19 protein-coding genes and 2 pseudogenes are annotated in these 25,578 nt (G+C 61.7%); 11 read left to right on the top strand and 10 right to left on the bottom strand.

Features of this window, described 5'->3' with window-relative positions; all coding sequences use genetic code 11:
- Positions 1-46: 46 nt before the first annotated feature.
- The 3 genes and pseudogenes from AB3G88_RS03490 to AB3G88_RS03480 form a co-directional block, all read right to left on the bottom strand.
- Positions 47-478 (bottom strand): annotated as a pseudogene (locus AB3G88_RS03490) (methyl-accepting chemotaxis protein); the annotation flags it as partial.
- Positions 479-589: 111 nt separating this feature from the next.
- A pseudogene (locus tag AB3G88_RS03485) lies at positions 590-1,273 on the bottom strand (PAS domain-containing protein); the annotation flags it as partial.
- A gap of 196 nt (positions 1,274-1,469) precedes the next feature.
- Positions 1,470-1,802, bottom strand: a complete 333-nt coding sequence (locus AB3G88_RS03480; protein WP_099583914.1) for a DUF2790 domain-containing protein — start codon at positions 1,800-1,802, stop codon at positions 1,470-1,472.
- 225 nt (positions 1,803-2,027) lie between these two features.
- On the opposite strand from AB3G88_RS03480, the gene AB3G88_RS03475 reads away from it, so the two are divergent.
- From AB3G88_RS03475 to AB3G88_RS03465, 3 genes are all read left to right on the top strand, one after another.
- Positions 2,028-3,347, top strand: coding sequence for an OprD family porin (locus AB3G88_RS03475; RefSeq protein WP_480453235.1), 1,320 nt, complete (start codon positions 2,028-2,030; stop codon positions 3,345-3,347).
- 339 nt (positions 3,348-3,686) lie between these two features.
- Positions 3,687-4,361, top strand: coding sequence for a heavy metal response regulator transcription factor (locus tag AB3G88_RS03470; RefSeq protein ID WP_099583913.1), 675 nt, complete (start codon positions 3,687-3,689; stop codon positions 4,359-4,361).
- On the top strand, positions 4,358-5,743 hold the full coding sequence (locus AB3G88_RS03465; protein WP_480453231.1) for a heavy metal sensor histidine kinase: 1,386 nt from the start codon (positions 4,358-4,360) through the stop codon (positions 5,741-5,743). Before AB3G88_RS03470 ends, AB3G88_RS03465 begins: the two co-directional genes overlap by 4 nt.
- Before the next feature lie 66 nt (positions 5,744-5,809).
- Here AB3G88_RS03465 and AB3G88_RS03460 read toward each other — a convergent pair whose 3' ends face one another.
- The 4 genes from AB3G88_RS03460 to AB3G88_RS03445 all read right to left on the bottom strand — a co-directional run bounded on the left by AB3G88_RS03460 (position 5,810) and on the right by AB3G88_RS03445 (position 12,719).
- Positions 5,810-8,944, bottom strand: a complete 3,135-nt coding sequence (locus tag AB3G88_RS03460) for a CusA/CzcA family heavy metal efflux RND transporter (RefSeq protein WP_480453229.1) — start codon at positions 8,942-8,944, stop codon at positions 5,810-5,812.
- Positions 8,945-8,962: 18 nt separating this feature from the next.
- Positions 8,963-10,069: an efflux RND transporter periplasmic adaptor subunit gene (locus AB3G88_RS03455; protein ID WP_480453226.1), complete on the bottom strand. Its 1,107-nt coding sequence runs from the start codon at positions 10,067-10,069 to the stop codon at positions 8,963-8,965.
- An 18-nt stretch (positions 10,070-10,087) separates the two neighbouring features.
- Positions 10,088-11,308 (bottom strand): TolC family protein, encoded by a 1,221-nt coding sequence (locus tag AB3G88_RS03450; protein WP_480453223.1) that lies wholly within the window; start codon positions 11,306-11,308, stop codon positions 10,088-10,090.
- A gap of 121 nt (positions 11,309-11,429) precedes the next feature.
- A complete protein-coding gene (locus AB3G88_RS03445) occupies positions 11,430-12,719 on the bottom strand; it encodes an MFS transporter (protein WP_480453220.1) in 1,290 nt (429 codons plus the stop codon).
- Between the two features lie 183 nt (positions 12,720-12,902).
- On the opposite strand from AB3G88_RS03445, the gene AB3G88_RS03440 reads away from it, so the two are divergent.
- From AB3G88_RS03440 to AB3G88_RS03425, 4 genes are all read left to right on the top strand, one after another.
- Complete coding sequence (locus tag AB3G88_RS03440) at positions 12,903-14,321, top strand: short-chain fatty acid transporter (RefSeq protein ID WP_099583907.1); 1,419 nt, start codon at positions 12,903-12,905, stop codon at positions 14,319-14,321.
- Between the two features lie 101 nt (positions 14,322-14,422).
- On the top strand, positions 14,423-16,123 hold the full coding sequence (locus tag AB3G88_RS03435) for an acid phosphatase (RefSeq protein ID WP_480453218.1): 1,701 nt from the start codon (positions 14,423-14,425) through the stop codon (positions 16,121-16,123).
- A gap of 121 nt (positions 16,124-16,244) precedes the next feature.
- A complete protein-coding gene (locus AB3G88_RS03430) occupies positions 16,245-17,414 on the top strand; it encodes a hypothetical protein (protein WP_480453216.1) in 1,170 nt (389 codons plus the stop codon).
- 147 nt (positions 17,415-17,561) lie between these two features.
- Positions 17,562-18,086 (top strand): SET domain-containing protein-lysine N-methyltransferase, encoded by a 525-nt coding sequence (locus AB3G88_RS03425; RefSeq protein WP_480453214.1) that lies wholly within the window; start codon positions 17,562-17,564, stop codon positions 18,084-18,086.
- On the opposite strand, the gene can is transcribed toward AB3G88_RS03425, so the two are convergent.
- On the bottom strand, positions 18,083-18,727 hold the full coding sequence (can, locus tag AB3G88_RS03420) for a carbonate dehydratase (RefSeq protein ID WP_099583903.1): 645 nt from the start codon (positions 18,725-18,727) through the stop codon (positions 18,083-18,085). The genes AB3G88_RS03425 and can overlap by 4 nt on opposite strands.
- Before the next feature lie 139 nt (positions 18,728-18,866).
- On the opposite strand from can, the gene AB3G88_RS03415 reads away from it, so the two are divergent.
- Positions 18,867-19,271 carry a serine kinase/phosphatase gene (locus AB3G88_RS03415; RefSeq protein WP_480453212.1) on the top strand — a complete coding sequence of 135 codons (405 nt, stop codon included), beginning with the start codon at positions 18,867-18,869 and terminating at the stop codon, positions 19,269-19,271.
- A gap of 118 nt (positions 19,272-19,389) precedes the next feature.
- On the opposite strand, the gene rimI is transcribed toward AB3G88_RS03415, so the two are convergent.
- The gene (gene rimI / locus AB3G88_RS03410) at positions 19,390-19,842 is read right to left on the bottom strand and encodes a ribosomal protein S18-alanine N-acetyltransferase (RefSeq protein ID WP_099583901.1); all 453 of its coding nucleotides are present in this window, start codon (positions 19,840-19,842) and stop codon (positions 19,390-19,392) included.
- Complete coding sequence (locus AB3G88_RS03405) at positions 19,835-20,578, bottom strand: SPOR domain-containing protein (protein WP_250925755.1); 744 nt, start codon at positions 20,576-20,578, stop codon at positions 19,835-19,837. Before AB3G88_RS03405 ends, rimI begins: the two co-directional genes overlap by 8 nt.
- Before the next feature lie 187 nt (positions 20,579-20,765).
- On the opposite strand from AB3G88_RS03405, the gene mksB reads away from it, so the two are divergent.
- Genes mksB through mksF form a run of 3 tightly spaced genes read left to right on the top strand, consistent with a single transcriptional unit; the run spans position 20,766 to position 25,577 of the window.
- On the top strand, positions 20,766-22,043 hold the full coding sequence (mksB, locus tag AB3G88_RS03400; RefSeq protein ID WP_099583899.1) for an Mks condensin complex protein MksB: 1,278 nt from the start codon (positions 20,766-20,768) through the stop codon (positions 22,041-22,043).
- The gene (mksE, locus tag AB3G88_RS03395) at positions 22,033-22,740 is read left to right on the top strand and encodes an Mks condensin complex protein MksE (protein ID WP_191948023.1); all 708 of its coding nucleotides are present in this window, start codon (positions 22,033-22,035) and stop codon (positions 22,738-22,740) included. The genes mksB and mksE overlap by 11 nt, the downstream gene beginning before the upstream one ends.
- A complete protein-coding gene (gene mksF, locus AB3G88_RS03390; protein ID WP_099583898.1) occupies positions 22,737-25,577 on the top strand; it encodes an Mks condensin complex protein MksF in 2,841 nt (946 codons plus the stop codon). The genes mksE and mksF overlap by 4 nt, the downstream gene beginning before the upstream one ends.
- Position 25,578 lies beyond the last annotated feature (1 nt).

Genomic DNA, 25,578 nt, shown 5'->3' with positions numbered 1-25,578 from the left:
TCTTCAAATGAAAAAACCTACGACACCTCAGCATCAGCCCTACGGGTCAGGTCGATAGCTGGTTTGCGAATTGCCCTACGGCGCTGACTACCTTCTGGGCGCCGTCCTGGATTTCCACGATCACCGTACCCGCCTCCGCCGCCAGGGCCAGGCCTTGCTCGGCTTGCAGGCGGCCGTCGGTCATCAGCGCCACCGCGTCGCGGGCCATGTCCTGGTTCTGACGCACCACGCCGACAATTTCTTCGGCGGCTTTGCTGGTACGTGACGCCAGTTGGCGCACCTCATCAGCCACCACCGCAAAACCGCGGCCCTGCTCGCCGGCACGCGCCGCCTCGATGGCGGCGTTGAGCGCCAGCAAGTTGGTCTGTTCGGCGATGCCACTGATGGTCTTGACGATGGTGCCGATCACCTGGGATTGCGCATTCAGCGCCTCGATGCCTTCACCAGCCTGTTGCATATGCGTAGCCAGGTCGCGCATCACCTCGACCGCCTGAGTCACCACCGTGGTGCCGCGCTGGGCGCTGCTGTCGGTTTGCAGCGAGGTGCTGTAAGCGATGTTCGCGGCGTCGGCCACTGTCTGTTCACGGTTGACCTGATCGGTGATCACCGTGGCGAACTTGACCACTTTGTACAGCCGCTCGTTGGCGTCCAGCACCGGGTTGTAGGTGGCTTCCAACCACACCACCTGGCCACGGCTGTCCACACGTTTGAAACGCGATGCGACAAACTCACCGTTGTTCAGTCGCTTCCAGAAGGCCTGGTACTCGTCGCTGTTGTATTCCTGCGGCTCACAGAACATACGGTGATGTTTGCCCTGGATCTGCGCCAGGCTGTACCCCATGCCGGCAAGGAAGCGATCGTTCGCGGTGAGCACATGGCCGCCCAGGTCGAACTCGATAACGGCGGTGGAGCGTACCAACGCGGTGATCAGGTTTTCATGCTCACGCGACGCTTCGATGGTGCGCGTGAGGTCGCTGGAAAAAATCGAGAAATGCTTGATGCGTCCATCGGAACTGCGCACCGGCTGCACGATGGAGCGAAGCCAGGCTTCCTGGCCATTGCCACGCATCAGCCGCACGGTGCCAGCGAAGTGTTCGCCACAGCGCAGGGCATTGTTGAAGCGCTGCTGGAATTCATCCCGGCGCACATGGGCCGGCACCAAGTCTTCAATAGGGCGCCCTACAATGTTGCTCGACTGGTAGGCCAGTTCCTGCAGGAAATTGGCATTCGCCCATTCCACCCGGCCATCGGCGTCCAGCGTCAGGCACAACATTTCGCTTTCCAGGCTCTCCTTGACCTGCTGCAAGCTGGACAATTCTTCGCGAAGAGCCGACAGCTCCTGCTTCAAACGGGTGTTGAACATTAGGCACCGATGGTCAATTGGAGAGAGTGATGTGACCTGCATCGGCCCTGAGGGGCTTTTCTGAAGCGAACTTCAGTGCCATACCCGACTGTTTTTTTTGACGCTATTAACCGCCGTTATTTCGACACACGCCCATGACTTGATACTCCAGTGTATTGAGGGCGCCGCTGGAGTCTTCATAGGTCATGCGCGACGGCACCGGGTTACAGGCACGGATCGGCGGCGTGACACTAACCACCTTGGCAATGTCCAGATCCATGCCATAGCGATACACCTGTACTTGAGGCGCCGGCTTGCCCTGCTTTTCGGCATAGGCGGCCATGGCCTTTTCATTGCGCTCCATCATCAGGGCAAAGGTGCGATCACCGCCGTTTTCGGCCAGCGCCCCCAATGACAACGTTGCGATCAATACACCCAAGCCAACGCGATAAAAGTTCATGGTTGATTCCTCGACTGAAAGTTCAGTGCCGAGACTAACCAGCGCACCCTGTCACGAGGTTCACCAGAACATTACTTATTTGTTAGATGCCGGTGAGTTTCCAGAATTGTAATGTTCAAGCCACCTGATCGTTATCCACGGTTTGCAACTATCAGCCCGGGCCAGATCAATAAGAGCGCCCACCTCCATAAGAAGCTGATCACTGCCAATACCGAGGAGCGAAACATGCACATCCGTTATTACAGCCTTCCCCTTTCACTGTGCGCCGCGCTGCCCTTGGCCGCTGTGGCCGTGGAAGACAAGGCCGAAGGGTTTATCGAAGGCAGCAGCATCAATGTGCTCGCACGCAATTTTTACTTCAATCGGGACGACCGCAAGGGCCAGTCCAGCCCAACCGGCAATGGCTATTCCGAGGCCTGGGCCCAGGGGTTGATCGGTAAATTCGAGTCCGGCTTTACCCAAGGCACCGTGGGGTTTGGCCTGGACGCGTTTGCCATGATCGGCGTGAAGCTCGACTCGGGCACCGGTCGCAGCGGCGGCAAAGGCTCGTTCGGGGTCATGCCCGTGGACAGCAACAACCATCCCGAAGACAGCTACAGCAAAGTCGGCGGCGCGGCGAAACTGCGCGTGCTGGACACGGTGGTCAAGGCCGGCGACGTGTTCCCGCTCACACCGGTAGTGGCCTACGGCGATTCGCGCGTATTGCCAGAAAGTTTTCGCGGCGTGACCTTGCAGAACACCAGCCTGGACGGCCTGACCTTGCAGGGCGGGCGCCTGGACGGCATGAGCCAACCCATCCAAAGCGGCATGAACAAAGGCTTCGCAACGTTTTACGCAGGCCCCGTCGACTCGCCCTGGATCGCCTATGGCGGCGGCGATTACCAGCTCAACAAACACCTCAGCCTGAGCCTGTACGGCAGCCGCCTCAAGGACGCGTGGAACCAGTATTACGCAGGCAGCGCCGCCAGTTACCCGCTGAGCGACGACGTCTCGTTGTTCGGCGACGTCAACGTCTACAAGGCGGTGGACGAAGGTAAAAAACTGCTCGGTGAATTCGATAACACCATCTGGAGTGCCCGGCTCGGCGCGAAGGTCGGCGCTCACAGCCTCGCCGTGTCCCATCAACGCAACAACGGCGATGACGACTTCGACTACCTGCGCAACTCGGACTCGATCTTCCTCAACAACTCGATCCAGTACAGCGACTTCAACTCGCCCAAGGAACGCTCGTGGATGGTCCGCTATGACCTGGACATGCACGCCTTCGGCATCCCCGGCCTGTCGTTCATGACCCGCTACGCCAAAGGCACCGGCGCCGATTACAGCAACGCCAACGCGGTGTACATGCGCCGCGACGGGGCCGGCGACCCGCTTACCAATCAACGCCGCTGGGAGCGGGATATCGAAGCCAAATACGTGGTGCAAAGTGGCAATTTGAAAGATCTATCCCTCAGGCTGCGCCAGGCCACCGTGCGCTCAAGTGCATTCGAATCAGACCTGGAAGAAGTTCGCGTGATTGTCGAGTATCCGTTGGCCGTGCTTTAGGTGGTCCACTTACATTCACTTGCCAATGCCGTACATCTCTTAACAAGTTGAAGTCTGTCAGAACTGTAATATCGGCCTCACCTTCTCGTTAAGTTGCACTTTTTATACTGCACATCGAACACACTTCATCTCTGCAGCTTTTGTGTAGCTCCTTTGGAACAGAGATGATTTTTTACGCCCCGTTTGGGGCGTTTTTTTGTGCGCGCATCCAGCGACGAATCGTCGCAGCGGCCTGACCTGCCTTGACCCTAAAGCTACTTCAGGCTTCAGAGTTTTCCTACAGACCCCTCAGCGCCTCTATGAGGCCATCTCCTTTCGTTTCCTTGAAGGTAAATCCCCATGCGTATCCTTGTGGTTGAGGACGAGCAGAAAACCGCCGATTACTTGCAGCAAGGCCTGACCGAAAGCGGTTACGTCGTCGACTGCGCCGCCAGCGGCATCGACGGTCTGCACCTGGCCAGGCAGAACACTTATGAACTGGTGATCCTCGACGTCAACCTGCCCAACACCGATGGCTGGGACGTGCTGGAGCAACTGCGCCGCGAGGGCAACCAGCGCGTGATGATGCTGACCGCGCGCGGACGCCTGGCCGACAAGATCAAGGGCCTGGACATGGGCGCCGACGACTACCTGGTCAAACCCTTCGAATTTCCCGAGTTGCTCGCCCGCGTGCGCACCTTGCTGCGGCGCAGTGAACATATCCCGCTGCCGGACGTGCTGCGCGTCTCGGACCTGGAGTTGGACCCGCGTCGGCATCGTGCCTATCGCGGCAACCGACGCATCGACCTGACCACCAAGGAGTTCGCCCTGTTGCATGTGTTGATGCGCCAGACAGGCGAAGTGATGACGCGCACGCAGATCATTTCCCTGGTGTGGGACATGAACTTCGATTGCGACACCAACGTGGTGGAAGTCTCCATCAGCCGCCTTCGCGGCAAGGTCGATGACCAGAGCGAGGTCAAGCTGATCCACACCATTCGCGGCGTGGGCTATGTGCTGGAAGCGCGCCAATGAAGACCAGCAGCCTGTCGATGCGCCTGGGCCTGACGGTCAGCCTGATGGGCGCAGGGCTGGTGGTGCTGCTCGCGACCCTCGCCTACCTGGCCCTGACCCACGAGCTGGAAAACCTCGCGCGCAAGGGCCTGGAAAACAAAATGGAGCAGTTGGAACACAGCCTGCGCCAGGACCTCAAACCCCACGACATCGCCGCCCGCCCCCATTCGTTGCTGGACCTGGTGATGGGCCACGACAATATTTACCTGACCATCACCGGCACCCAGCCTGACGCGCCGGTGCTGCTCAGCGCCGGCGCCAAACCCCAGCAGCCGTTGTTGCTTGATGCTCCCGCCGGCAAAAACCTGGCCTACGTGAATTGGGTGGACGGCCGCGACAATCGCATCCTCACCGCCACCCACGTGATGCCCCTGCGCAGTGGCGACTATGTGCGCGTATTGCTGTCGCTGGACCGCTCCGACGATGAAGCGTTGCTCAGCGCCTACCTGCGCTCCACCGTGATCGCCGTGCCGTTGCTGTTGATCCTGATCGGCATGGGCGCCTGGTGGCTGGTGCAGCGCGGCTTGGCACCGTTGAAGCAGTTCAGCCATGTGGCCGCCCAGGTCACCACTCAGGACCTGACCCATCGCTTGTCCGTGGATAACCTGCCCAAGGAACTGGGCGAGTTGGCCCAGGGTTTCAACGTGATGCTCAATCGCCTGGATGCCGGCGTACAGCAGCTGTCGCAATTCTCCGACGACCTGGCCCACGAACTGCGCGCGCCGTTGACCAACCTGATGGGCAAGGCCCAGGTGACGCTGTCTCGCGAGCGGCCTTCGGCAGACTACAAGGCCGGGCTGGAGTCCTGCACCGAGGAAATGGAACGCCTGTCGCGCATCGTTTCCGACATGCTGTTTCTGGCCCAGGTCAGCCACCCGGCGGCACGCGCCGAGTTTGGGGCAGTATCGCTGGGTGACGAAGCGCAGCGGGTGATTGAACTGTTCGCCCTGAGTGCCGAGGACAAGCAAGTCACCCTGAGCCTGCGCGGCGACGCCTGGGTGACCGGGGATCGCCTGATGATCCAGCGCGCCATCTCCAACCTGCTGTCCAACGCGATTCGGCATACACCGAGCGGCGCCAGTGTGTTGCTGCTGGTGGAAACCTACGACCAGAGCGTCGCGCTGTCGGTGGGCAACCCCGGTCGCGGCATCGAAGCGCACCATTTGCCGCACCTGTTCGAACGCTTCTACCGCGCCGACAGCAGCCGCACCCGCGCCGAAGGCGGCACGGGCCTGGGGCTGGCCATCGTGCAATCGATCATGCATTTGCACCAGGGCCACGCCGACGTCAGCAGCCAGCCCGGCGTTTTTACACGGTTCAGCCTGGTGTTTCCGCTTCCCTGACAGTTGTGGTGAGCCCGCTCACCACAAAAAAAATACACCCTAAGCGCCTTAAGCACCTTGAGCACCTTAAGCCGTGCCCTCTTCCTTGCGATGCGCCCACTGGTACAACGCCGGCAACACCAGCAAGGTCAGCAACGTCGAGGAGATAATCCCGCCGATCACCACGGTTGCCAGCGGCCTTTGCACCTCAGCCCCGGTGCCGGTGGCCAACGCCATGGGGATAAACCCGAGGGACGCTACCAACGCGGTCATCAACACGGGGCGCAGTCGGGTCAGCGCACCCTCGGTGGTCGCCACCGACAACGAACGCCCTTCCTCGCGCAGGTTGCGGATGAAGGCAATCATCACCAGACCGTTGAGCACCGCCACACCGGACAACGCGATAAAGCCCACTCCCGCCGAGATCGACAGCGGAATATCCCTGAGCCACAAGGCCATGATCCCACCAGTCAACGCGAACGGAATCCCGGTAAACACCAACAGCCCATCCTTGAGGTTGTTGAACATCATGAACAGCAAGCCGAACACCAGCAGCAGCGCCACCGGCACCACGATGCGCAAGCGCTCGGAGGCTTCCTTGAGCTGTTCGAACTGGCCGCCCCAGGAAGTCCAGTAGCCCGCCGGTACTTTCACTTGGCCGGTGATCGCCGCTTCGGCCTCTGCCACGAACGAGCCAATATCGCGCCCGCGCACGTTGGCGCTGACGATCACCAGGCGCTTGCCGTTCTCGCGGCTGATCTGGTTCGGGCCGAGCACCAGGTCCAGGCTGGCAACCTGGGACAAGGCAATAAAACCCAATTGCCCGGAGGCCTGCGCCGGCAGCGGAATCAGCAACCGTGACAGGCCGTCGATATCGGTGCGCAGCGCGTCGGACAAACGCACGACCATGTCGAAACGGCGGTCGCCTTCATACAACGTACCGGCCTGGCGCCCACCGACGGCCACCGCGAGGGTGTCCTGCACATCGCCGACATTCAGGCCAAAACGCGCCGCCTTGTCGCGGTCGATATTGATGGTCAGCACCGGCAAACCAGCGGTCTGTTCCACCTTCACTTCTGAGGCGCCATCGAGCTTCTGCAAGGTCTCGGCGATTTCCCCGGCGGTCCTGTTCAGCACCGCCATGTCATCGCCAAACACCTTCACCGCCACGTCACTGCGTACCCCGGAAATCAGCTCGTTGAAGCGCAGTTGGATCGGCTGCGACAGCTCATACGCACTGCCCGGCACGATCGCACTGGCGCGCTGGATATCGGCGATCAGCGCCTCGCGGGATTTTTTCGGATCGGGCCATTGGTCCTTCGGCTTGAGCATCACGTAGCTGTCGGAAATATTCGGCGGCATCGGGTCGGAGGCAATTTCTGCGGTGCCGGTGCGGGCAAATACTCGCTCGATTTCCGGCACCTGGGCCATCAACACCTTCTCAAGCTGCTGCTGCATCTGCACCGATTGCGTGAGGCTGGTGCCAGGCACGCGCAGGGCCTGTTGGGCGAAGTCGCCTTCGCTGAGGCTGGGGATGAATTCACTGCCCATGCGGCTGGCCACCACGCCCGAAGCGACGATGCTCAACAGTGCCAGACCGAACACCAGCGCACGTCGCGTCATCACCCAGTCCAGCACCGGCGCGTACACCCGGCGTGCGCTGCGCATCACCAGGTTCTCCTCTTCCTTGACCTTGCCGGTAACAAACAGCGCAATCGCCGCCGGTACGAAGGTCACCGACAGAATCATCGCGCCGAGCAAGGCGATCACCACGGTGAAGGCCATGGGGTGGAACATCTTCCCGGCCACACCGGTGAGGGCGAAGATCGGCAGGTAGACGACCATGATGATCAACTGCCCGAAGATCAGCGCACGCCGCGCTTCCTTGGCGGCGGCAAACACTTCGTGCAGGCGCTCGCTGCGGGTCAACAGACGGCCATGGCGCTGTTGCGCATGGGCCAGGCGGCGAATGGCGTTCTCGACGATCACCACCGCGCCGTCGACGATGATGCCGAAATCCAGCGCGCCGAGGCTCATCAGGTTGGCGCTGACTTTGTGGGTGAACATGCCGGTGAAGGTGAACAGCATCGCCAGGGGAATCACCATTGCGGTGATCAACGCCGCGCGGATATTGCCCAGGAACAGAAACAGCACCGCGACCACCAACAGCGCGCCTTCAAAAAGGTTTTTCTTGACGGTGGCGATGGCTTTTTCGACCAGGTTGGTGCGGTCGTAAACGGTGACGGCCACCACGCCCTGGGGCAGCGAACGGTTGATCTCTTCAAGTTTTTTCGCCACGGCCTGGGACACGCTGCGGCTGTTTTCACCGATCAACATGAACACCGTGCCCAGTACCACTTCACGGCCGTTTTCCGTAGCGGCGCCGGTGCGCAGCTCGCGTCCGATGTCGACCTGGGCCACGTTGCGCACACGAATTGGCGTGCCGTCCGCAGAGGTGATGACGATGTTGGCGATGTCATCGATGGACGCCAATTGCCCCGGTGCGCGGATCAGCAATTGCTCGCCACTGCGCTCGATATAACCGGCGCCGACGTTGGCGTTGTTGCGCTCCAGCGCGGTGACCAGATCGCTCAAGGTCAGGTTGTAGGCCGCCAGGCGCTTGGGATCAGGGGCAATCTGGTATTCCTTGGCAAAGCCGCCAATGGTGTTGATCTCGGCCACGCCCGGCACGTTGCGCAGTTGCGGCTTGATGATCCAGTCCTGAATCACGCGCAAGTCTGTCGGCGTGTAAGGCGTGCCGTCATCCTTGAGCGCACCGTCGTTGGCTTCCACGGTCCACAGGAAAATTTCCCCGAGCCCGGTGGAGATCGGCCCCATCGCCGTTTCGATGCCACTGGGCAATTGCTCGCGGGCCACTTGCAGGCGCTCATTGACCAGTTGGCGGGCAAAGAACAGGTCGGTGCCGTCCTTGAAAATCACCGTGACCTGGGACAACCCGGAGCGCGACAGCGAACGCGTCTGCTGCAAGCCCGGCAACCCGGCCATGGCCGTTTCAATGGGAAAGGTGATGCGTTGTTCGGTTTCCAACGGCGAAAACCCGGCCGCTGCGGAGTTGATCTGCACCTGTACGTTGGTGATGTCGGGCACTGCGTCGATGGGCAATTTCTGATAGCTGGCGATGCCGATACCGGCCATCAACAGCACCGCCAGCAGCACGATGATGCGCTGCTCGATGGCGAATTGGATAAGGCGCTCAAACATGGGGAATCACTCGCAGGATCAATGGGCGTGCTCGGCCGAGCCTTTGCCCAGTTCGGACTTGAGGATGAAGCTGCCGACCGTGGCCACTTGCTCGCCGGCGGCCAGCCCCTGGCGCACTTCGACGTAGCCGTTCTCACTGACGCCCAGCTCAAGGTGGCGGGTGATAAAACCGGCCGGCGTGCGCACGAATACCGAGGGCTTGTCCTCGACCGTCTGGATCGCTTCCTGAGGGATGGTGACCTTGGCCTGGGCGGTGTCCGTGGCCAGTTGCACGGTGACAAACAACCCTGGGCGCCAGGCGTCGTCCGGGTTGGGCACGCTCACGCGCACGGTGGCGGTGCGCGTCTGTTCGCCGAGCAGGCTGCCGACGTAGGCCACGGTGCCGCGCACGTCGGTGCCCAGTTCCGTGGAGCTGACGGTCACCGGTTTGCCGATGCGTACCTTGTTCAAGTCCTTGGGGAATACGCCGAAGGTGACCCACACCTGGGACAGGTCCGAGAGGGTGAAGGCGTTAGTGGTTTCGCTGACGACCTCGCCAACCCCCAGGTGCTTTTCCACCACGACACCGGCGAATGGCGCACGCAGTTCGTAGCGATTGCCGCCGACCAATACGGCACTGCCACTCAGGGCGGTCATCTTCTGGCGGGCATTGTCGAGGGCGATTTCGGCCTCTTGCAGGGCCTGGCGCGCCAGCAGGTAATCCTGCTCGGCGGAGATCTTGTCCTGCCATAACTGGCGTTCGCGCTGGAAGGTGGTGCGCGCCAGTTCGACCCGGCGCTCGCCGGCGGCCAACTCGCTGCGCTGATCGGAAATCTGCTGGCTGGCGATCACCGCCAGCAGTTCGCCCTTCTTCACCGATTGACCGAGATTGACCTTCACCGACTCAACCACCCCGGCGGCACGCGGGACGATGTGGGAGGTGCGATCTTCGTCAAAACGTACCTCTCCCGGCAGCGTCAGCAAGGTGCTGATGGGCCGTGGTCGGGCCTGGGCGAGTTGAATGCCGGCGGCCTCGATTTGCTGCGCGGTGAGTTCGAGCGCACCTTCTTCTTCCTCGGCATTGGCCAGGCTGGACAGCATCAGGCCCAAGGCGACGGCAAGCGCCACGCCGTGTTTTCTATTCATAGGGGACTCCAGGAAAAATCAGAAGCGGGCGACGTCGCCGTAAATCCGTTCGATGCGCAGCCAGGCGTCGGTGGCCTGGGCCGTGGCCGTGAGGTATTGGGTGCGCGCCGCGATCAGGGTGCGCTGGGCGTCGAGCACGTCGAGGAAGTTGAACTTGCCCATCTCGAAGCCACGGGTGGCGGCATCCACCGCACTTTGAGCGGCGGGCAGGATCTGCTGGTTGAGCGCGCGCACCTCCGTATTGGCTGCTTGCCACAGGTCAAGGGCCTGGCGGGTTTCGGTGCGCAGGCGCAGCTCAGCGGCATTGCGCAGGTCACGGGCCTGGTCGGCACGTCGGGTGGCGGCGAGCACGTTGCCCTGGTTACGGTTGAACAGCGGGAGCGGCATCGACACGCCCACCAGGTTCACGCGCTCGCGCACACTGGCGTCGTATTGGCTGCCGATGGACACATCGAGGTCGGGAATGCGCTGGGTTTTTTCCAGGCTCACACTGGCCTCGCTTTGCTGAATGTGCAGTTCGGCCAGACGCAGCTCAGCGGTCTGCCCAAGGCGTGCCAGCAACTGTGCGGCTGGCGGCAGGGCTGGTGTGGATTGGCTTGGCGTGGCGACAGCGTCAAAGTCGGCGGCGGCGTTACCAGTGCTGGCGGCCAGCCGGCGATACGCGTCAGTGAGGCCGATCTGTGCGCGGTTGAGTTCCAGGCGGATTTGCGACAACTGCACCTGGGCACGGGTGGCTTCCACCGGTGATGTCTTGCCGGCGCTGACGCGGCCGTTGGCGACCACCAGACCGCGTTCGGCCAGGGCCAGGGAACGTTGCGCCAAGTCGAGGCGTTCCTGGGCGCGAAGGGCGGCGTAATAGCTGTCGATCACCTCGGTGCGCAGGGTGTTGCGGCGCTGTTCCAGGGTCAGCGCGGCGGCGTCCTGGGCGCGGCTGGCGACATCGATGCGCGCCCCACGCTTACCGCCCAGCTCCAGGGCTTGGCTGAGTTTGACGGTGGTGGTGCGAGAGTCGCGGCGAGTGTCTTCGGCGTCCCAGGACACGACCGGATTGGGGATCAACCCAGCCTGTTGGCGACCGCCCGCAGCGATGTCGATTTCCCATTGCGCGGCGGCCAGGTCCGGGTTGTTGGCGAAGGCGGTTTGCAGGGCGGAATCGAGGGTCAGGGGTTGCGCCAGGGCGGCGTTGGCGGCCGCCCACAGCAGCGTCGCCCCGACCAGTTTTTTAACGGAAATTGCCATAACAAGAGTTCCACGGCCATGAGGTCCAAGCGCAGGCAATGTAGCGCTCGCGACTTATCAGGGCGGTGGAGCAAAGATTACAAAATCGACAGCAAGGGCTCTGGCACTTCCGAGCGGGCCCTCAGGCAGCCAATGTGTGGCGCTTGCCAAACAGCGCCACACTCGTCACGCCCACCGCCCCCATCACCACGCAATACCCCACGCAGATCCACGGGCTGGTAGGCATCAGCGCGATCAGCATCAACGGCGTGGTGCTCGCCCACAGCGCGTAGGCAATGTTGTAGGTAAAGGAAATCCCCGACACCCGCACCTGGGCCGGAAACAGCCCGACCATCACCGACGGCACTGCGCCCACCACGCCGCAGCTCAAGCCCGCCACGGCGTACGCCGCGCCCAGCCACACGCCGCCATTGATCAGGCTGGCGTACAGCAACGCGATGCCCATTGGCAGCAACAGGCTGTAGACCAGCACCGCGCGCCAGGCGCCGATGCGGTCCACCAGCAGGCCGGCGAGGACGCAGCCGATGTTCAGGAACACGATGCCCAAGGCGCTCAGGGCGAAGGTGTGACTGGGGCTCATGCCGAAGGTTTTTTGCATCATGGTCGGGGTGATGACCACCAGGACCACCACGGCGGAGGTGAGCACGCAGGTGAGGATCATCGCCGGCAACAAGACGGCGCGGTGGTCACGCAGTACGGTACGCAGCGGCAGTTCAGCGGCGGCCTGGCGGCGGGCCTGCATTTCGAGGAACACCGGGGTTTCGCTGAGCCAGCGACGCAGCCATACGCCGATCACGCCGAACACACCGCCGAGCAGAAACGGAAAACGCCAGGCGTAATCCAGGATTTCGGCCGGGGTGAAAACTTGCGCCAGCAGCGTGGCGGTCAAGGCGCCGAGCAGGTAGCCGAAGGTCAGGCCGGCCTGCAGAAAGCCCAGCGCGTAGCCTCGGTGATTGCGCGGTGCGTGCTCGGCGACAAAGGTCCAGGCGCTCGGCACTTCGCCGCCCACCGCCGCACCTTGCAGCACGCGCAGCGCGAGCAGGATCAGCGGGGCGAAATAACCGATTTGCGCATAGGTGGGCATGATCCCGATCAGCAGGCACGGCAACGCCATCATCAGGATGCTGAGGCTGAACACGCGCTTGCGCCCCAGGTGGTCGGCAAAGTGCGCCATCAGGATTCCGCCCAGCGGGCGCGCCAGATAGCCGGTGACGAAGATGCCGAAGCTTTGCAGCAGGCGCAGCCACTCGGGCATTTCCGGGGGGAAAAACAGTTGGCTGAGGGTCAGCGCAAAAAACACGAAAATAATGAAATCGTAGATTTCCAGGGCACCGCCCAGGGCGGCCAGGCCCAGGGTTTTGTAGTCGGAGCGGGAAAAACGCTGCGCCTGTGAAGAAAAGGTGGCAGTCATGTTGAGGCTCGGCAGACAAACAAAATGGCGTGCAGGTTATGAGCTGAGCCGGTTGATGGCAATCGCCGCAGATATATTTGTTTTCCTCATGGATCGATGAAGATAACTGCATTCCCATATCAATGGCCGTGGAGGAACATGCGCGAAAACTGCCGCCCATAATAAATACAAGAGGTACGACCCGTGGCCGATGCTATCGAAGAAAGCCGCTATGCCCGATTTGCCCTGCGTTGCTCCAACTTCGCCGAACGCTGGTTCCCTGACTCCTGGGTGTTCGCCGCGCTCGCGGTGATCATCGTCGCCGTGGCGACCCTGGGCATGGGCGCAGCGCCCACCGAGGCCGCCAAGGCCTTCGGCGATGGGTTCTGGAGCCTGATCCCGTTCACCATGCAAATGGCGTTTGTGGTGATCGGCGGTTACGTCGTCGCCAGTTCGCCGCCGGCGGTCAAGCTGATTGACCGCCTGGCACGCATCCCGAAAAACGGCCGTTCAGCCGTGGCCTGGGTGGCGTTGATTTCCATGGTCGCCTCGCTGCTCAACTGGGGCCTGTCCCTGGTATTCGGCGGCTTGCTGGTACGGGCGCTGGCCCGGCGTACGGATTTGCGCATGGACTACCGCGCCGCCGGTGCTGCGGCCTACCTGGGCCTCGGTGCGGTGTGGGCGCTGGGGTTGTCGTCGTCGGCCGCGCAGTTGCAGGCCAACCCGGCCAGCCTGCCGCCGTCGATTCTGGCGATCACCGGGATGATCCCGTTTACCGAGACCATCTTCCTGTGGCAATCCGGCGTGCTGTTACTGGCGCTGATCGTGGTGTCGCTGATCATCGCCTACGCCACCGCGCCCGGCCCGAACAGCGCCCGTGACGCCAAGGCCTGCGGCGTCGACCCGGCCTTCAACCTGCCCAAGCCGCAAGCCCCGACGCGCCCCGGCGAATGGCTGGAACACAGTCCGCTGCTGACCATCCTGCTGGCACTGCTGGCGGCCGGTTGGCTGTTCCACGAGTTCTCGACCAAACCGGCGATCAGCGCCATCTCGGGGCTCAACACTTACAACTTCCTGTTCATCATGGTCGGTGCGCTGTTGCATTGGCGCCCGCGCAGCTTCCTGGATGCAGTGGCGCGGGCGGTGCCGACCACCACTGGCGTGCTGATCCAATTCCCGCTGTACGGCTCGATTGCGGCGCTGATGACGGTGGTGAAAGGCGCTGACGGCCAGACGCTGGCGCACCATATCTCGACCTTCTTCACCTCCATCGCCTCCCACGACACCTACGCGCTGTTGATGGGCGTGTACTCGGCGGTGCTGGGCTTCTTTATCCCGTCGGGCGGCGGCAAGTGGATCATCGAAGCGCCGTACGTGATGCAAGTGGCCAATGACCTGCAATACCACCTGGGCTGGTCGGTGCAGATCTACAACGCGGCTGAAGCGCTGCCCAATCTGATCAACCCTTTCTACATGCTGCCGTTGCTCGGGGTGTTGGGGCTCAAAGCGCGGGATCTGATCGGGTTTTCGTTTGTGCAGTTGCTGGTGCACACGCCACTGGTGCTGTTTTTATTGTGGGCGTTGGGGACGACGTTGACGTATCTGCCGCCGGTGATGCCATAGGGCACGGCGGTTGCTCTAATGCCTGTCTTCGTTCCGTCACATTGCATTGCTACCGTCCTGCGAAATATCTTGCAACAACTCGCCAGCAAGGACTCCCCGCAATGAGTGACGAGCACGAAGACCGCCCTGCCCCAGGTTCCACATCCAATCCGCCGGTAGACAGCAGCCGGCGGCGCTTCCTGGGGGGCGCGGCTGTGTTGGGGGTGGGGGCGACCTTGAGTGCCTGCGGCCACACCAGTGACACATCGGGAAAACCTGCAGCGCGGCCACTCACGCCCCAGGAATTGGACAAGGCCTTGCAGGACCAGGTGAAAACCGTGGTGGTGATCTATGCCGAGAACCGCAGCTTCAACAATCTGTTTGCGGATTTCCCAGGTGTTGAGAAACCGCTTTCCGCGCTGTCCGCAACCGACACCCAGCAACGCGACCGCGATGGCAGCTTATTGAGCACGCTGCCACCGGCCTGGGGCGGCGTACTGCAAGTCGGCCCGCAAACCGTCGACGGGGTGACGTACCCCAGCGAAGTGCAATTCCAGGAAAACCTGCCCAACGCCCCTTTTGATCTCAAGGGTCCGAGTGGTGAGGACCTGCCGCTGAGCCTGGTCACCCGCGATTTGTGGCACGTGTTTTATCAGAACCAGATGCAGATCAACGGCGGCAAGAACGATGGCTTCGTCGCCTGGGCGGATTCCGGCGGGCTGGTGATGGGCCGTTACGCACAAAGCCGTTATTCCCTGCGTCTGTGGGACGTGGCCAAGGAGTTTGTGCTTTGCGATAACTTCTTCCAGGGTGCGTTCGGCGGTTCGTTCCTTAATCATCAGTACCTGATCAGCGCCACGGCGCCGGTTTATCCGAATGCCGCCGCGTCGGTGGCCAAGGCGCAGATCGCCACGCTGCAAAGCGATGACCCGACCGACACACGCCTCAAACCGCTCGAAAAATCCCCGGCCAGCGCCATGACTGGCCCGCCGCAGTTCGGCCCCCGCGCGCTGACCCCGGACGGTTTCGCCGTGAATACCCTGGCCCCGCCCTATTGGCCGACGTGGATTCGCGACCCGCAGAACCCGGATTACTCCAAACCCGACCTGCCCAACGTGCTGGTGCCGCAGACCCACGAACACATCGGCGACAAGCTGTCGAAAAAGAACGTCGACTGGGCCTGGTATGCCGGGGCCTGGCAGGCGACGTTGGATCAGTTCAAGGATTCGGGGGGCATTCCGAAAATCCCGAACTTCCAGTACCACCACCAGCCGTTCAACTATTTCAAAAAACAGGGTCCCGAGAACCGTGCAGAACGCGACAAGCGCCTGCGCGATGGCGGTTTGGGCGATGAGTCCAGCACCAATAAGTTTTTCGCCGATGCCCAGGCTGGCAAGCTGCCGGCCGTGAGTTTCTACAAACCCCAGGGCAACCTGAACATGCATGCCGGTTACGCCGACGTTGCCTCGGGCGACCGCCATATCGCCCGCGCGTTGAAGGTGCTGCAGGACAGCCCGCAGTGGAAAAACATGGTGGTGATCGTCACCGTCGATGAAAACGGCGGCTGGTGGGACCACGTCGCACCGCCCAAAGGCGACCGCTGGGGCCCTGGCACGCGGGTTCCGGCGCTGGTGGTGTCGCCGTTCGCACGTAAAGGCACGGTGGACCATACGGTGTACGACACCGCGTCGATCCTGCGCTTGATCACCCGGGTCTTCCAACTGGAGACCCTCGACGGCCTCAAGCAGCGCGATGATGCGATGATCGCCCGCGGCCAGAAACCCATGGGCGATTTGAGCAACGCCTTGCAGTTCAACCTGTAGGTTTCTTATCCAATAGCGACACGCCCAGCGATTTAGCACGCGGTTTTCCTGGTCAACCGCTACTGTGAGGAGGTGGGCTTTCACCCCGCGCAGACGGGCTTTCGCTGACAAGGAATCAACTATGTTCAAACCGACCGGGCTTTCCCTCGTCCTGGCCGCACTGATGTGCAGTGCAGTCGTACACGCCGATGTCGACGTACCACTGGGTAGCACGCAACGGGTTACCCAGCTGTTCGCGTTCCCCAACAACTGCAATGTGATCTGCTTTCGTCCCTGGACGCTGGAGCAGACCGCCGAGCACTATCTGAACCAAAGCCTGGTGCGCGACGGTTACAGCCGCGCCAAGGTCAGCGTCAAGAGCCATGACGGCCAAGTCGTGGCAACCTTCAGCGGCGTTCCCGACAGCTATGGCCAACCCCTGACGACGTTGCTCAACACTGCAGACTTGGCTTACCAAGGCGCCAGCAAGCTCAACAGCGACGGCAAGTGGGCCTACAGCTGGTACCTGTTCCTGCCATTGGGCATGGCCCTGGAAAACCGTAAAAGTATTGAGCTGCTGCACTTCCCGCCGGACTATTCATTGACTCAGGCGCAGGATTACCTGGAGTCGAAAACCACGGATCGCTGGGCCGACTTGCTCACCAGCAACGGCGTGCCGGCCACCGAAACCCCGGCTTACCAGACCATCATCGATATCGCCCCCATCGCCGCCCCCTCCAACGCCGGCAAGGACCTGGAAGGCATCTACAGCTACTTCACCGACTACCAAACACGCATGGTCAAGGAACTGAGCCTGCTGCCCGACGGCTCGCTGCCAATGGTGGCGTTCGGCGCGCCGGTGCGTAACTGGATCAAGCAGCAGTACGGGCAAACCGTGGGCGTACTGGGTTTGGCGCAAATAAACCCGATCGAGGGCAAAGCCGTATCGGTACTGGGCGCCAACCACCCAAGCTATATCTGGTACGCCGCCGACCCCGAGACCTACGACGGCAACGAACAAAAGGCCGACGAGGCGGGTTTGAAAGTAATGGGCCAGGATCTCAGCGCCGCCTGCTGGCAGGCCGGGATGGTCCAGAAACCGGCCAGCGACCCGAATGTGCTGCTCAAGGCCTGCATGAATACCTGGCAGGTGACGCGCAAAGAGCAGACCTGTGAGTTGTTCTACACCTCAGTGCGCGAACTGAGCCCGGAGCAGGCAAACGCCAAGTGCGCCACATCAGCGATCAAAACTCAGTTGAAACAGCTGAAGAACGCCGCTCCTGCCCCCCTGATCACGGAGCCTGCGTTGTAAAGCGCAGAAAAAAGAACCCGTTTCTACTGTCATATTTGACAGTAGAAATCGGATCCAACTTAAGCGAGTCTTGAGCCGCGCCCATCCGCTGCAAGACTGGCCGTCAGACACCACCCGCAGGTCGATGCAGCCTAACCAAGGAGAGTTATGAAAACTCAAGCCATGGATAAGGCTAGAACTGCTGCAAGTGAATGTTTATACCCGTTCAAGACGCTGCGAATTGAACAGGGCTACCCTTCGTCCGAGCAGTTCAAGGTCGTACGCACCGCAAATGACGCGGGAGGTGGCATCAGGGCGCGCACAGCCTTGGACGGCCGCACGCGCATTGCCATTGTCTCCGGCTACGCAGTGGGCGAACGACGCCTGCACACGCTGCAGTTGTCCCCGCGCATCCACTTGTACGACTGTTGGTTCTGCGGCCTCTTACAGCATTCGTGCAACCCGAATGTGTTCTTCGACACCACGTACCTGGAGCTCTGGACCGTGCAACCCATCGCCGCCGGCGCCTGGCTGACCCTGGACTACGCCAGCACTGAAGATGTGCTGTTCCGGCAGTTCGCTTGCCAATGCGGCGAGCTGAACTGCCGGGGCTGGATCACCGGCAGCCAGGAGCCATTGAATGCCGAAGGCCAGGCCTTCATGGCCCAGTGGCGGATGCGCAAACGGCCTTAGGCTTCGCCCAGTGGACGCAGGCGGTATTGCGGCGGCAGTTGCTCGAAGCCACTGATGGTGGTGTTCAAGCTCTTCCAGCGGCCATCCTTGATGCCGTAGATGCAGCCGTGGATGGACAGGCTCTGCCCACGGTGCCAGGCGTTTTGCACAATGCTGGTGTGGCCGACGTTGGCCACCTGCTGAATCACGTTCAGCTCGCACATGCGGTCCACACGTTCTTCTTCGGTCGGCAACTGGGACAGCACGTCGCGGTTTTCGTAGTACAGGTCGCGAATGGTGCGCAGCCAGCCGTCGATCAGGCCGAACTGGCGATCCTGCATCGACGCCCGCACACCGCCGCAGCCATAGTGACCGGTGACGAGGATGTGTTTGACCTTCAGCACGTCGACTGCGTACTGGATCACCGACAGGCAGTTTAGGTCGGTGTGCAGCACCACGTTGGCCACGTTGCGGTGCACGAACAGATCACCCGGCAGCATGCCGACGATCTCGTTGGCCGGCACACGGGCGTCGGAGCAGCCGATCCACAGGTATTCCGGGGTTTGCTGGCGGGCGAGCTTGGCGAAGAATTCGGGATCTTCCTGTTTGATCGCATCCGCCCAGCGTTCGTTGTTATCAAGCAGGTCTTGTAGTTCGTTCATCAGGGAAAGCCTCAGGAATGATGCGCAGTTTTGTGACTGACAACCCATCGTCCAGGTCACGCGATGCGCAAATTAGCTTGAATCTTTGGCGCGCCGTGCCTGTCCACACACTATAAGCCCCACAGTATGAGGATTGGCCATGACTGAATCACGACGTCCCTACGGCGCTACCCAGCCCGAACCAATTGACGACAACGAAGATCGCATGGGGTCGATGCGCGAGTTGGATTTTGACGAAGAGGAACCGACGGCGGAGATCGGTGATGAGATCCCACGTCGTGAACGCGAGCACCTGATGCCCGCCGAACGGGTGCGTGAAGCCGGTCTGACAGGGGCTTCGACGGATGATCACGAGCCTACCGATGACGATATGAGCCCGGAAACCCTGATCCATGAGGATGGTGCGCGGGATGTCCGGGAGGAAGGTGAAGATAATCCTGCGGACTACGACCTGAGTATCGTGGATGAAGATGCGATTGGCGGCGGGAATGGGTTGGATGAGGCGGAGCTCGCCGACATTGACCCGATCGACCGCAGCCGCTGAAACACCGTAGACCCAAATGTGGGAGGGGGCTTGCCCCCGATAGCAGGGTGTCAGGCACTTAGATGTCACTGATACACCGCCATCGGGGGCAAGCCCCCTCCCACATTGGTCTGTGTGTTCAGTCGACTAAGGTGCAGGCCATGACGACCGCATCTTCGCGGCCACCGACAGCCGGGTAGTAATCCCGACGACGGCCAATCTCGTTAAAGCCATAGCGCTCGTACAAGCGAAAAGCGCCGGTATTGCTGTCGCGCACTTCCAGGAAACACTCCCGCGCCTTGGCCTCATAGGCCCGAGACATCAAGTGTTCGAGCAAGCTCAAGCCCAAACCACGGCCCTGGTTTTCCGGCTTGACGGTGATGTTGAGCAAATGCGCCTCATCGAGGATGATCTGCACGACGCCATGACCCACCTGCTGCTCACCTTCAAACATCAGCCAGATCTGGTACTTGCCCAGTCCGTCCATAAAGATGCCGCGGGTCCAGGGATGGCTGAACGCCGCGTATTCGATTTTCAGCACGGCGTCGAGGTCAGCCTCGGTCATCGGGCGGAAGGATAAAGCCTCACTCATCGGTTGTTTTCCAGCGCGCCATCAGCCGGCGCATGGCTTGCCAGACATCAGCCTTACGCTGTGGCTCTTCCATTAATAATTCGAGGCCCGGCAGGGCCCATACCGAACCCAGGCCTTCGACCTGCAGTTCGCGGTACCAGGACTCGGCATTGGCCTCACCGGCAAACCGCACGGCGGGCAGGCCGATCAGCCACAGGCACACACAGGGTTCGTCTTCCAGGCGCGCCGAGACAAAGCTCTGCACAAAATCCCGCGCCGCTTCCGGGCCCTGGTCCATGGTGCCGCGCACCAACAGCGGCCAGCGCACCGGATCACCGACGATTTGCGGGCTGTCGGGCAAACCGGCGGCGCGCAGCATGTCTTTGAGCAACATATAAGCGGGATCGCGGGTCTGGAAACGCTCGCCGGTGGGCAATTCCACCAGTAGCAGGCAGCGCCCGGCGCGCAGCAATTGCAGGGCAAAGCGTGGCGGCGGCACTGCCGGGGTCTTGACCACCGGGGCCTCCGCCTCGGCGACCACGGGCTTGGCTATCGGCGACGGGCGTGGCACTTCGATCTTGGTGCGCTCGACCGCCGGGCGCGCCTGCGGCTGCGGCTTGACCACCGCCACCGGTGCGGCGGCCTCCTCGCCCGAGGTCTGGAACGCCTCATCGGGCTCAAGCGCCTGCAGCAGCTCGGGCCGCGACGGCGCGGCAAACGGCAGTTCGGTGCGGGGCAGCCAGTTGACGACCTGCATGGCGGTCAAGTAAGCGCGACGTCGGGACTCGATAAGCACAGCTCGGCCACTTGTGGATAAGTAAAGAGCGGGGATTCTACCGCTGTTCGGTAACAATCGCCCACTGCGCACTGACCGGCTGTGGATAAATCCCCCGCTTGATGCAGTACAATCGCGACTTTTAATCGCCAACCAGCCGGCCATTCCCATGATCGAACCCAAGCGCGTCCTGCGCGCCCTCGCCGAACACTGGGCCTTACTTGAGCCACTGTGCGAACACTTCGACCAAGGCACCCTGAGCCTGAGCGAGCTGCGCGCACAACTGGCCGCCCAACAACTGGACAGCACGCCCCAGGACATCACCAGCCTGCTGGACGTGTGGATTCGCCTGGATATCCTGGTGCCTGTCGCCAAGAGCCCGAACCGTTTCGAGCTCAACGCGCAGATCCACGATTTCCTGGCTTATCTTCGCAAGGAGCACCGGCTTGGCCTGTGCCTGGAAATCGAAGCCTACCTGCGCCACCTTGAGCGCCTGGCCGGTTATATCCAGGACGCCTTCGACATCCGTGACGGCCACGACCTGGCCCGCCAGCTGCGCCTGCTGGATATGCGCGTGCGGGATGTGCTGAAAAAACTCGCCAACGACGAACAAGCCCTCGCGGCCGTGGCAGACCGTGCCAAGACCAGCGACCGGCAGATCCCGTTGCGCCAGCGTTACGCCGAAGTGCTGGCGACCTGGGACGAATACGTCGAACCCATGATCCAACTGGTGAACGCCGACGGCGCCTTCGAGCAAGGCGTGCGCAAGGTCGAGAATGTGCTGCTGCGCATGCTCACCGAGCAACAGCGTCTTGGCCACCTGGTGGACGACGACATGCTGCTGCGCACCCACGCGCGCATCCTCGAAATGCAGACCAGCGCCCAGTTGACCTTGCGTCATGCCCGCGAGCTGCTGTTGCCGCTGCGTGAAGAAGCGCGCCGGCACAACGCCGTGACCCGTGGCGCGGCACTGGCGCTGTCGGCCATCCGCCGCAAAGGCCTGGATGCGGTACCCCAGGCCGCCATGCCCATGTTCACCCGGCCGCAAAGTACCTTCCTTGGTAGCGCGAGTCAGGTGGAAGCCTATGTATATGCCCTGGCGAATTTCGAGCCGAAACCGGCACGGTTCCCCAAGGCGCACAAATCCCACAAGGGCGAAGCCCAGCGTGCGCCACGTACGGTCAAGGAAATGCTGGAGCGTTGCGAAGACGCCCTGCCGATGCCGGACCTGATGAGCTGGCTGCTGGAGCAGGAACCGGACGGCGCCACCGACGAATTACTGTACTGGTTCTCGCGACTGTCCCGTGAGAAGCGCTTCAAGCGCGAACGCCTGGAACGTCGCGATTACCACACACACGAGCACCAGGTCAGCCTGCGCTCATTCGCCCTGCTCCCGGCCGGCACCGACGCCGCCGAGCATCCTGCGAGTACACCTTATGCATCTTGATCTATCCGAACTGTCCCAGCTGGCGCCGATCTTTCGCGAGCTGTTCAAGGGTTACCACGTCAGCCGCCGCGACCCGGAGCTGTACGCACAACTGTCGAACTTCCAGGACCAGTACCGCACGCTGTTCAAGGCCCTGGGCTTTGAGCTGGTATGCGACACCCGTGGTTTTTATTACTTCGTGCCGGACTCCGCCATCGCCAGCGCGCAGGTGAACAAGACCGCCCAGCGCCTGGCGCTGTTCACCTTCATCATCGTCGAACACCTGGCCGATCAGGGCCGCGACCCGATCGCCGTGCTCGACGGTGGCAGCCTGGGCCGCGACGAGCTGCCGTCCCTGCTGGAAAAATACCGCGACCTGTTTATCCAGGCCGAAGTGCAGACCCAGGAAGAACTCGAAGAAAAAATCATGCGCCGCATGACCCAGCTGGGTTTTGCCAGCGAAGACAACGGCATTTATCGTTTCCTGCCGCCGATGCACCGCTTCCTCGACGTGTGCCTGTCGGTGCAGCAGGACCGCGACCTGGCGGCCAGCGTACACAGCGTGTTGCCACTGCCGGTGCCGGTGATCATTGACGAAGACAGCGATGAAAAACTGCTGAAGACCGATGACCCGCTGGACTTGAGCGATTTTGCAGAAGAAAGCGAAGAAGACGCCCTGGCCCGCGCCATTGCCGAAGAACAGGAGACCGACGCATGAGCAAGGAACGCTACGGCATCCGCCGCTTCGCCCTATTGAACACTGCCGGCTACAGCTTGGGGTTGTTCCCGCTGGAAGAACCGCTGTCGGTGTATGGCGCAAACAATCTGGGTAAATCCGCGTCGATCAACGCCTTGCAGTTCCCGATCCTGGCACGCATGTCGGACATGAGTTTCGGCAAGTACACCCTGGAACAATCGCGGCGCTTCTACTTTGCTACCGACACCAGCTACATCCTGGTGGAAGTCTCCCTGCCCCACGGCCCGCACGTGATCGGCGTGGTCGGGCGCGGGCCGGGCGGTGGTTTCGGTCACCAGTTCTTCGCCTATGCGGGCAAGCTGGACCTGGCGCACTACCAAAAGAACGACACGTGCCTGCGTCAGAAAGAGCTGTTCACCAACCTTGAGCGCGAAGGCCTCAAAGCCTACGAACTCAAGCCGGATGAACTGCGGCGTTTGCTGGTGGGCGGCCACACCTCGATCCCGCTGGACCTGACGCTGATCCCGCTGCGCTCCACCAGCGAGCAGAGCCTGAAGACCTTCCGTGCGTTGTTTATCAACCTGCTGCACATGCGCGAAATCACCGCAGCCAAGCTCAAGCAATTGTTCCTCGATGCCTTCGAACACAGCCTGCGTTCCGGTAGCGTGGATTACATCGCTGCGTGCGAAGAAGCCTTTCGCGATGTGCGACGCATGGAGCAGGACTACAACTCGCTGGTCGCCGCTGGTCCGCTGGTCGAAGCGTTGGCCAATGGCGTTCGCCAGCGCGACAGCTTGCGCGGCAAACTGCATCGCCTGTCGCCGCTGCTGGACTCGCTGCTGGGCACCTGGTCGGATTACGCCAGTGCACGCAAGGAAGAGCTGACCATCCAGGCCGAGCACTACCGCAACGAGCAGGACGCGCTGCAGAACGATCAGCGCGGTGGCACCCAGGAGCTGATGCGCCTGGAGCGTGAGATCAGCGGCATCCAGCGCTGGTTAGGCGAGCTGTCGGTGCTCAAGCATCGCTTTGCCCTGGTGGATGACGTGAAGGTGCTGGAACAGCAACTGCTGGCAGCCAAGGATGCCCACGATGAGCTGGCGGGCGCTTTGGCGCAGTCACGTCAGTTCAGCGCCGAAGACTTGGACGAGCGTCTGCGCGACTTGGAAAAACGCTTGAAGTCGGTCAGACAGCAGCTTGATCACGCCGACAACAACAGCTACGCCAAACTGCGGGAAGAATTCTCACAGCAGGATGTCGAGCGTCTGATGCGTCTGTTCAACAGCTCGTTGTTCAGCCTGCCGTTGGGTGAGCATGGCATCACGCTGGACGAGGACGGCCAGTGGGTCAAATCCCTGGAGCAGATCCTCGATGGCTTCAAGGGCGAGCGCTTTGAAGTGCCGGGGCTGTCCATCGACATCTCCCACATCGAGCCGCCGGCGTTGCAGGCCCTGGCAGATCGCGCCGCATTGCGTGACCAGAAGGAACGCCTGGAAAAAGAACTCAAGCAGCTCAAGACGCAGCAGGCTGTAGCGTCCGACCGCGCCGCGAGCAAGACCCAGACCGAGGCGCTGTACCAGCAGGTGCTTGACGCGCAAAAGGCCCTGGAAGACTTCCGCCGTGCGCAAACCCTGAGCGCCGAAGAAGGCGAGAAGCTCGAAAACCTGGCGCAGATGGAAGCCGCCCAGGACGAGTTGAAGCGCTCCAGCGATGCGTTTACCGAACGTGTCCAACAACTGTCGGCGAAGCTGCAACTGGTCGGCCGGCAGATTGGCGACATGGAAGCCAAGCAACGTACGCTGGACGACGCCTTGCGCCGTCGTCAGTTGCTGCCAGCGGATTTGCCGTTCGGCACGCCGTTCATGGACCCGGTCGACGACTCCATGGACAACCTGCTGCCGTTGCTCAATGACTATCAGGACAGCTGGCAAGGTCTGCTGCGCGCCGACGGCCAGATCGAGGCGCTGTATGCGCAGGTGCGCCTCAAGGGCGTGGCCAAGTTCGACAGCGAGGATGATGTTGAGCGCCGCCTGCAGCTGCTGATCAATGCCTACGCCCACCGCACTGATGAAGCGCTGACGCTGGGCAAGGCGCGCCGCGCGGCGGTGACCGATATCGCTCGGACCCTGCGCAATATCCGCAGCGACTACGACAGCCTTGAGCACCAATTGGCGTTGTTCAACCGCGAGATCAACAAGCGTCAGGTGTCCAACCTGCAAAGCTTCCGCATCGTGCTGGCGCCGAACAAAGAAGCTCTCAAGCATATCGACCAGATCATCCACAGTGCGGGTCAGTACGAGGAAGGCGAAACGCTGTCGGTGTTCGACCTCAGCCAGAGCGCCGAGCAAGACAACAAGAACGAAGAGGCCAAGGAGTATCTGGCGCGTCTGGTGGCGGCCAACCACAACCAGTTGGGCCTCAAGGACTTGTTCGAGCTGGCGTTTGAGATCACCAAGGTAAATGGTCAGCCGGTCATTCACACCGACATTGATGGTGCGGCGTCCAACGGCACCACCATGACCATCAAGGCGCTGACCAACATGTACTTGTTGCTGCACCTGATGGACCGCGATCAGGCTGGGCGTGTGCGCTTGCCGTACTACCTGGATGAAGCGGCGGACATCGATGAGAAGAACCAGGCCGCGTTGCTGGAAACCAGCCTGCAACTGGGCTTCGTGCCGATTCTGGCGAGTGTGAAGCCGCAAGTGTCTGCCCAGGTGGCGATTGACCTGGAAGGTGGCAGCGGCCCGAACGGGATCTACATCGATGAGGCGGATTGGAAGTACATCCGTCGTCACGATGTGGTGAAGGCGACGGTGAATGTGCAGGCGGATGAACCGGAGTTGGATGAGGTCTGAT

Source organism: Pseudomonas arvensis, from assembly GCF_056688935.1.
This window is presented reverse-complemented; position numbering and strand designations above follow the sequence as displayed.

Bases quoted from the DNA above. Each gene is read 5' to 3' on its own strand.
- mksF (WP_099583898.1), top strand. From the start codon at position 22,737: ATGAGCAAGGAACGCTACGGCATCCGCCGCTTCGCCCTATTGAACACT.
- rimI (WP_099583901.1), bottom strand. From the start codon at position 19,842: ATGAGTGAGGCTTTATCCTTCCGCCCGATGACCGAGGCTGACCTCGAC.
- AB3G88_RS03480 (WP_099583914.1), bottom strand. From the start codon at position 1,802: ATGAACTTTTATCGCGTTGGCTTGGGTGTATTGATCGCAACGTTGTCA.
- AB3G88_RS03475 (WP_480453235.1), top strand. From the start codon at position 2,028: ATGCACATCCGTTATTACAGCCTTCCCCTTTCACTGTGCGCCGCGCTG.
- mksE (WP_191948023.1), top strand. From the start codon at position 22,033: ATGCATCTTGATCTATCCGAACTGTCCCAGCTGGCGCCGATCTTTCGC.
- AB3G88_RS03405 (WP_250925755.1), bottom strand. From the start codon at position 20,578: ATGCAGGTCGTCAACTGGCTGCCCCGCACCGAACTGCCGTTTGCCGCG.
- AB3G88_RS03465 (WP_480453231.1), top strand. From the start codon at position 4,358: ATGAAGACCAGCAGCCTGTCGATGCGCCTGGGCCTGACGGTCAGCCTG.
- can (WP_099583903.1), bottom strand. From the start codon at position 18,727: ATGAACGAACTACAAGACCTGCTTGATAACAACGAACGCTGGGCGGAT.
- AB3G88_RS03435 (WP_480453218.1), top strand. From the start codon at position 14,423: ATGAGTGACGAGCACGAAGACCGCCCTGCCCCAGGTTCCACATCCAAT.
- AB3G88_RS03460 (WP_480453229.1), bottom strand. From the start codon at position 8,944: ATGTTTGAGCGCCTTATCCAATTCGCCATCGAGCAGCGCATCATCGTG.
- AB3G88_RS03425 (WP_480453214.1), top strand. From the start codon at position 17,562: ATGAAAACTCAAGCCATGGATAAGGCTAGAACTGCTGCAAGTGAATGT.
- AB3G88_RS03430 (WP_480453216.1), top strand. From the start codon at position 16,245: ATGTTCAAACCGACCGGGCTTTCCCTCGTCCTGGCCGCACTGATGTGC.
- mksB (WP_099583899.1), top strand. From the start codon at position 20,766: ATGATCGAACCCAAGCGCGTCCTGCGCGCCCTCGCCGAACACTGGGCC.
- AB3G88_RS03415 (WP_480453212.1), top strand. From the start codon at position 18,867: ATGACTGAATCACGACGTCCCTACGGCGCTACCCAGCCCGAACCAATT.
- AB3G88_RS03470 (WP_099583913.1), top strand. From the start codon at position 3,687: ATGCGTATCCTTGTGGTTGAGGACGAGCAGAAAACCGCCGATTACTTG.
- AB3G88_RS03445 (WP_480453220.1), bottom strand. From the start codon at position 12,719: ATGACTGCCACCTTTTCTTCACAGGCGCAGCGTTTTTCCCGCTCCGAC.
- AB3G88_RS03455 (WP_480453226.1), bottom strand. From the start codon at position 10,069: ATGAATAGAAAACACGGCGTGGCGCTTGCCGTCGCCTTGGGCCTGATG.
- AB3G88_RS03450 (WP_480453223.1), bottom strand. From the start codon at position 11,308: ATGGCAATTTCCGTTAAAAAACTGGTCGGGGCGACGCTGCTGTGGGCG.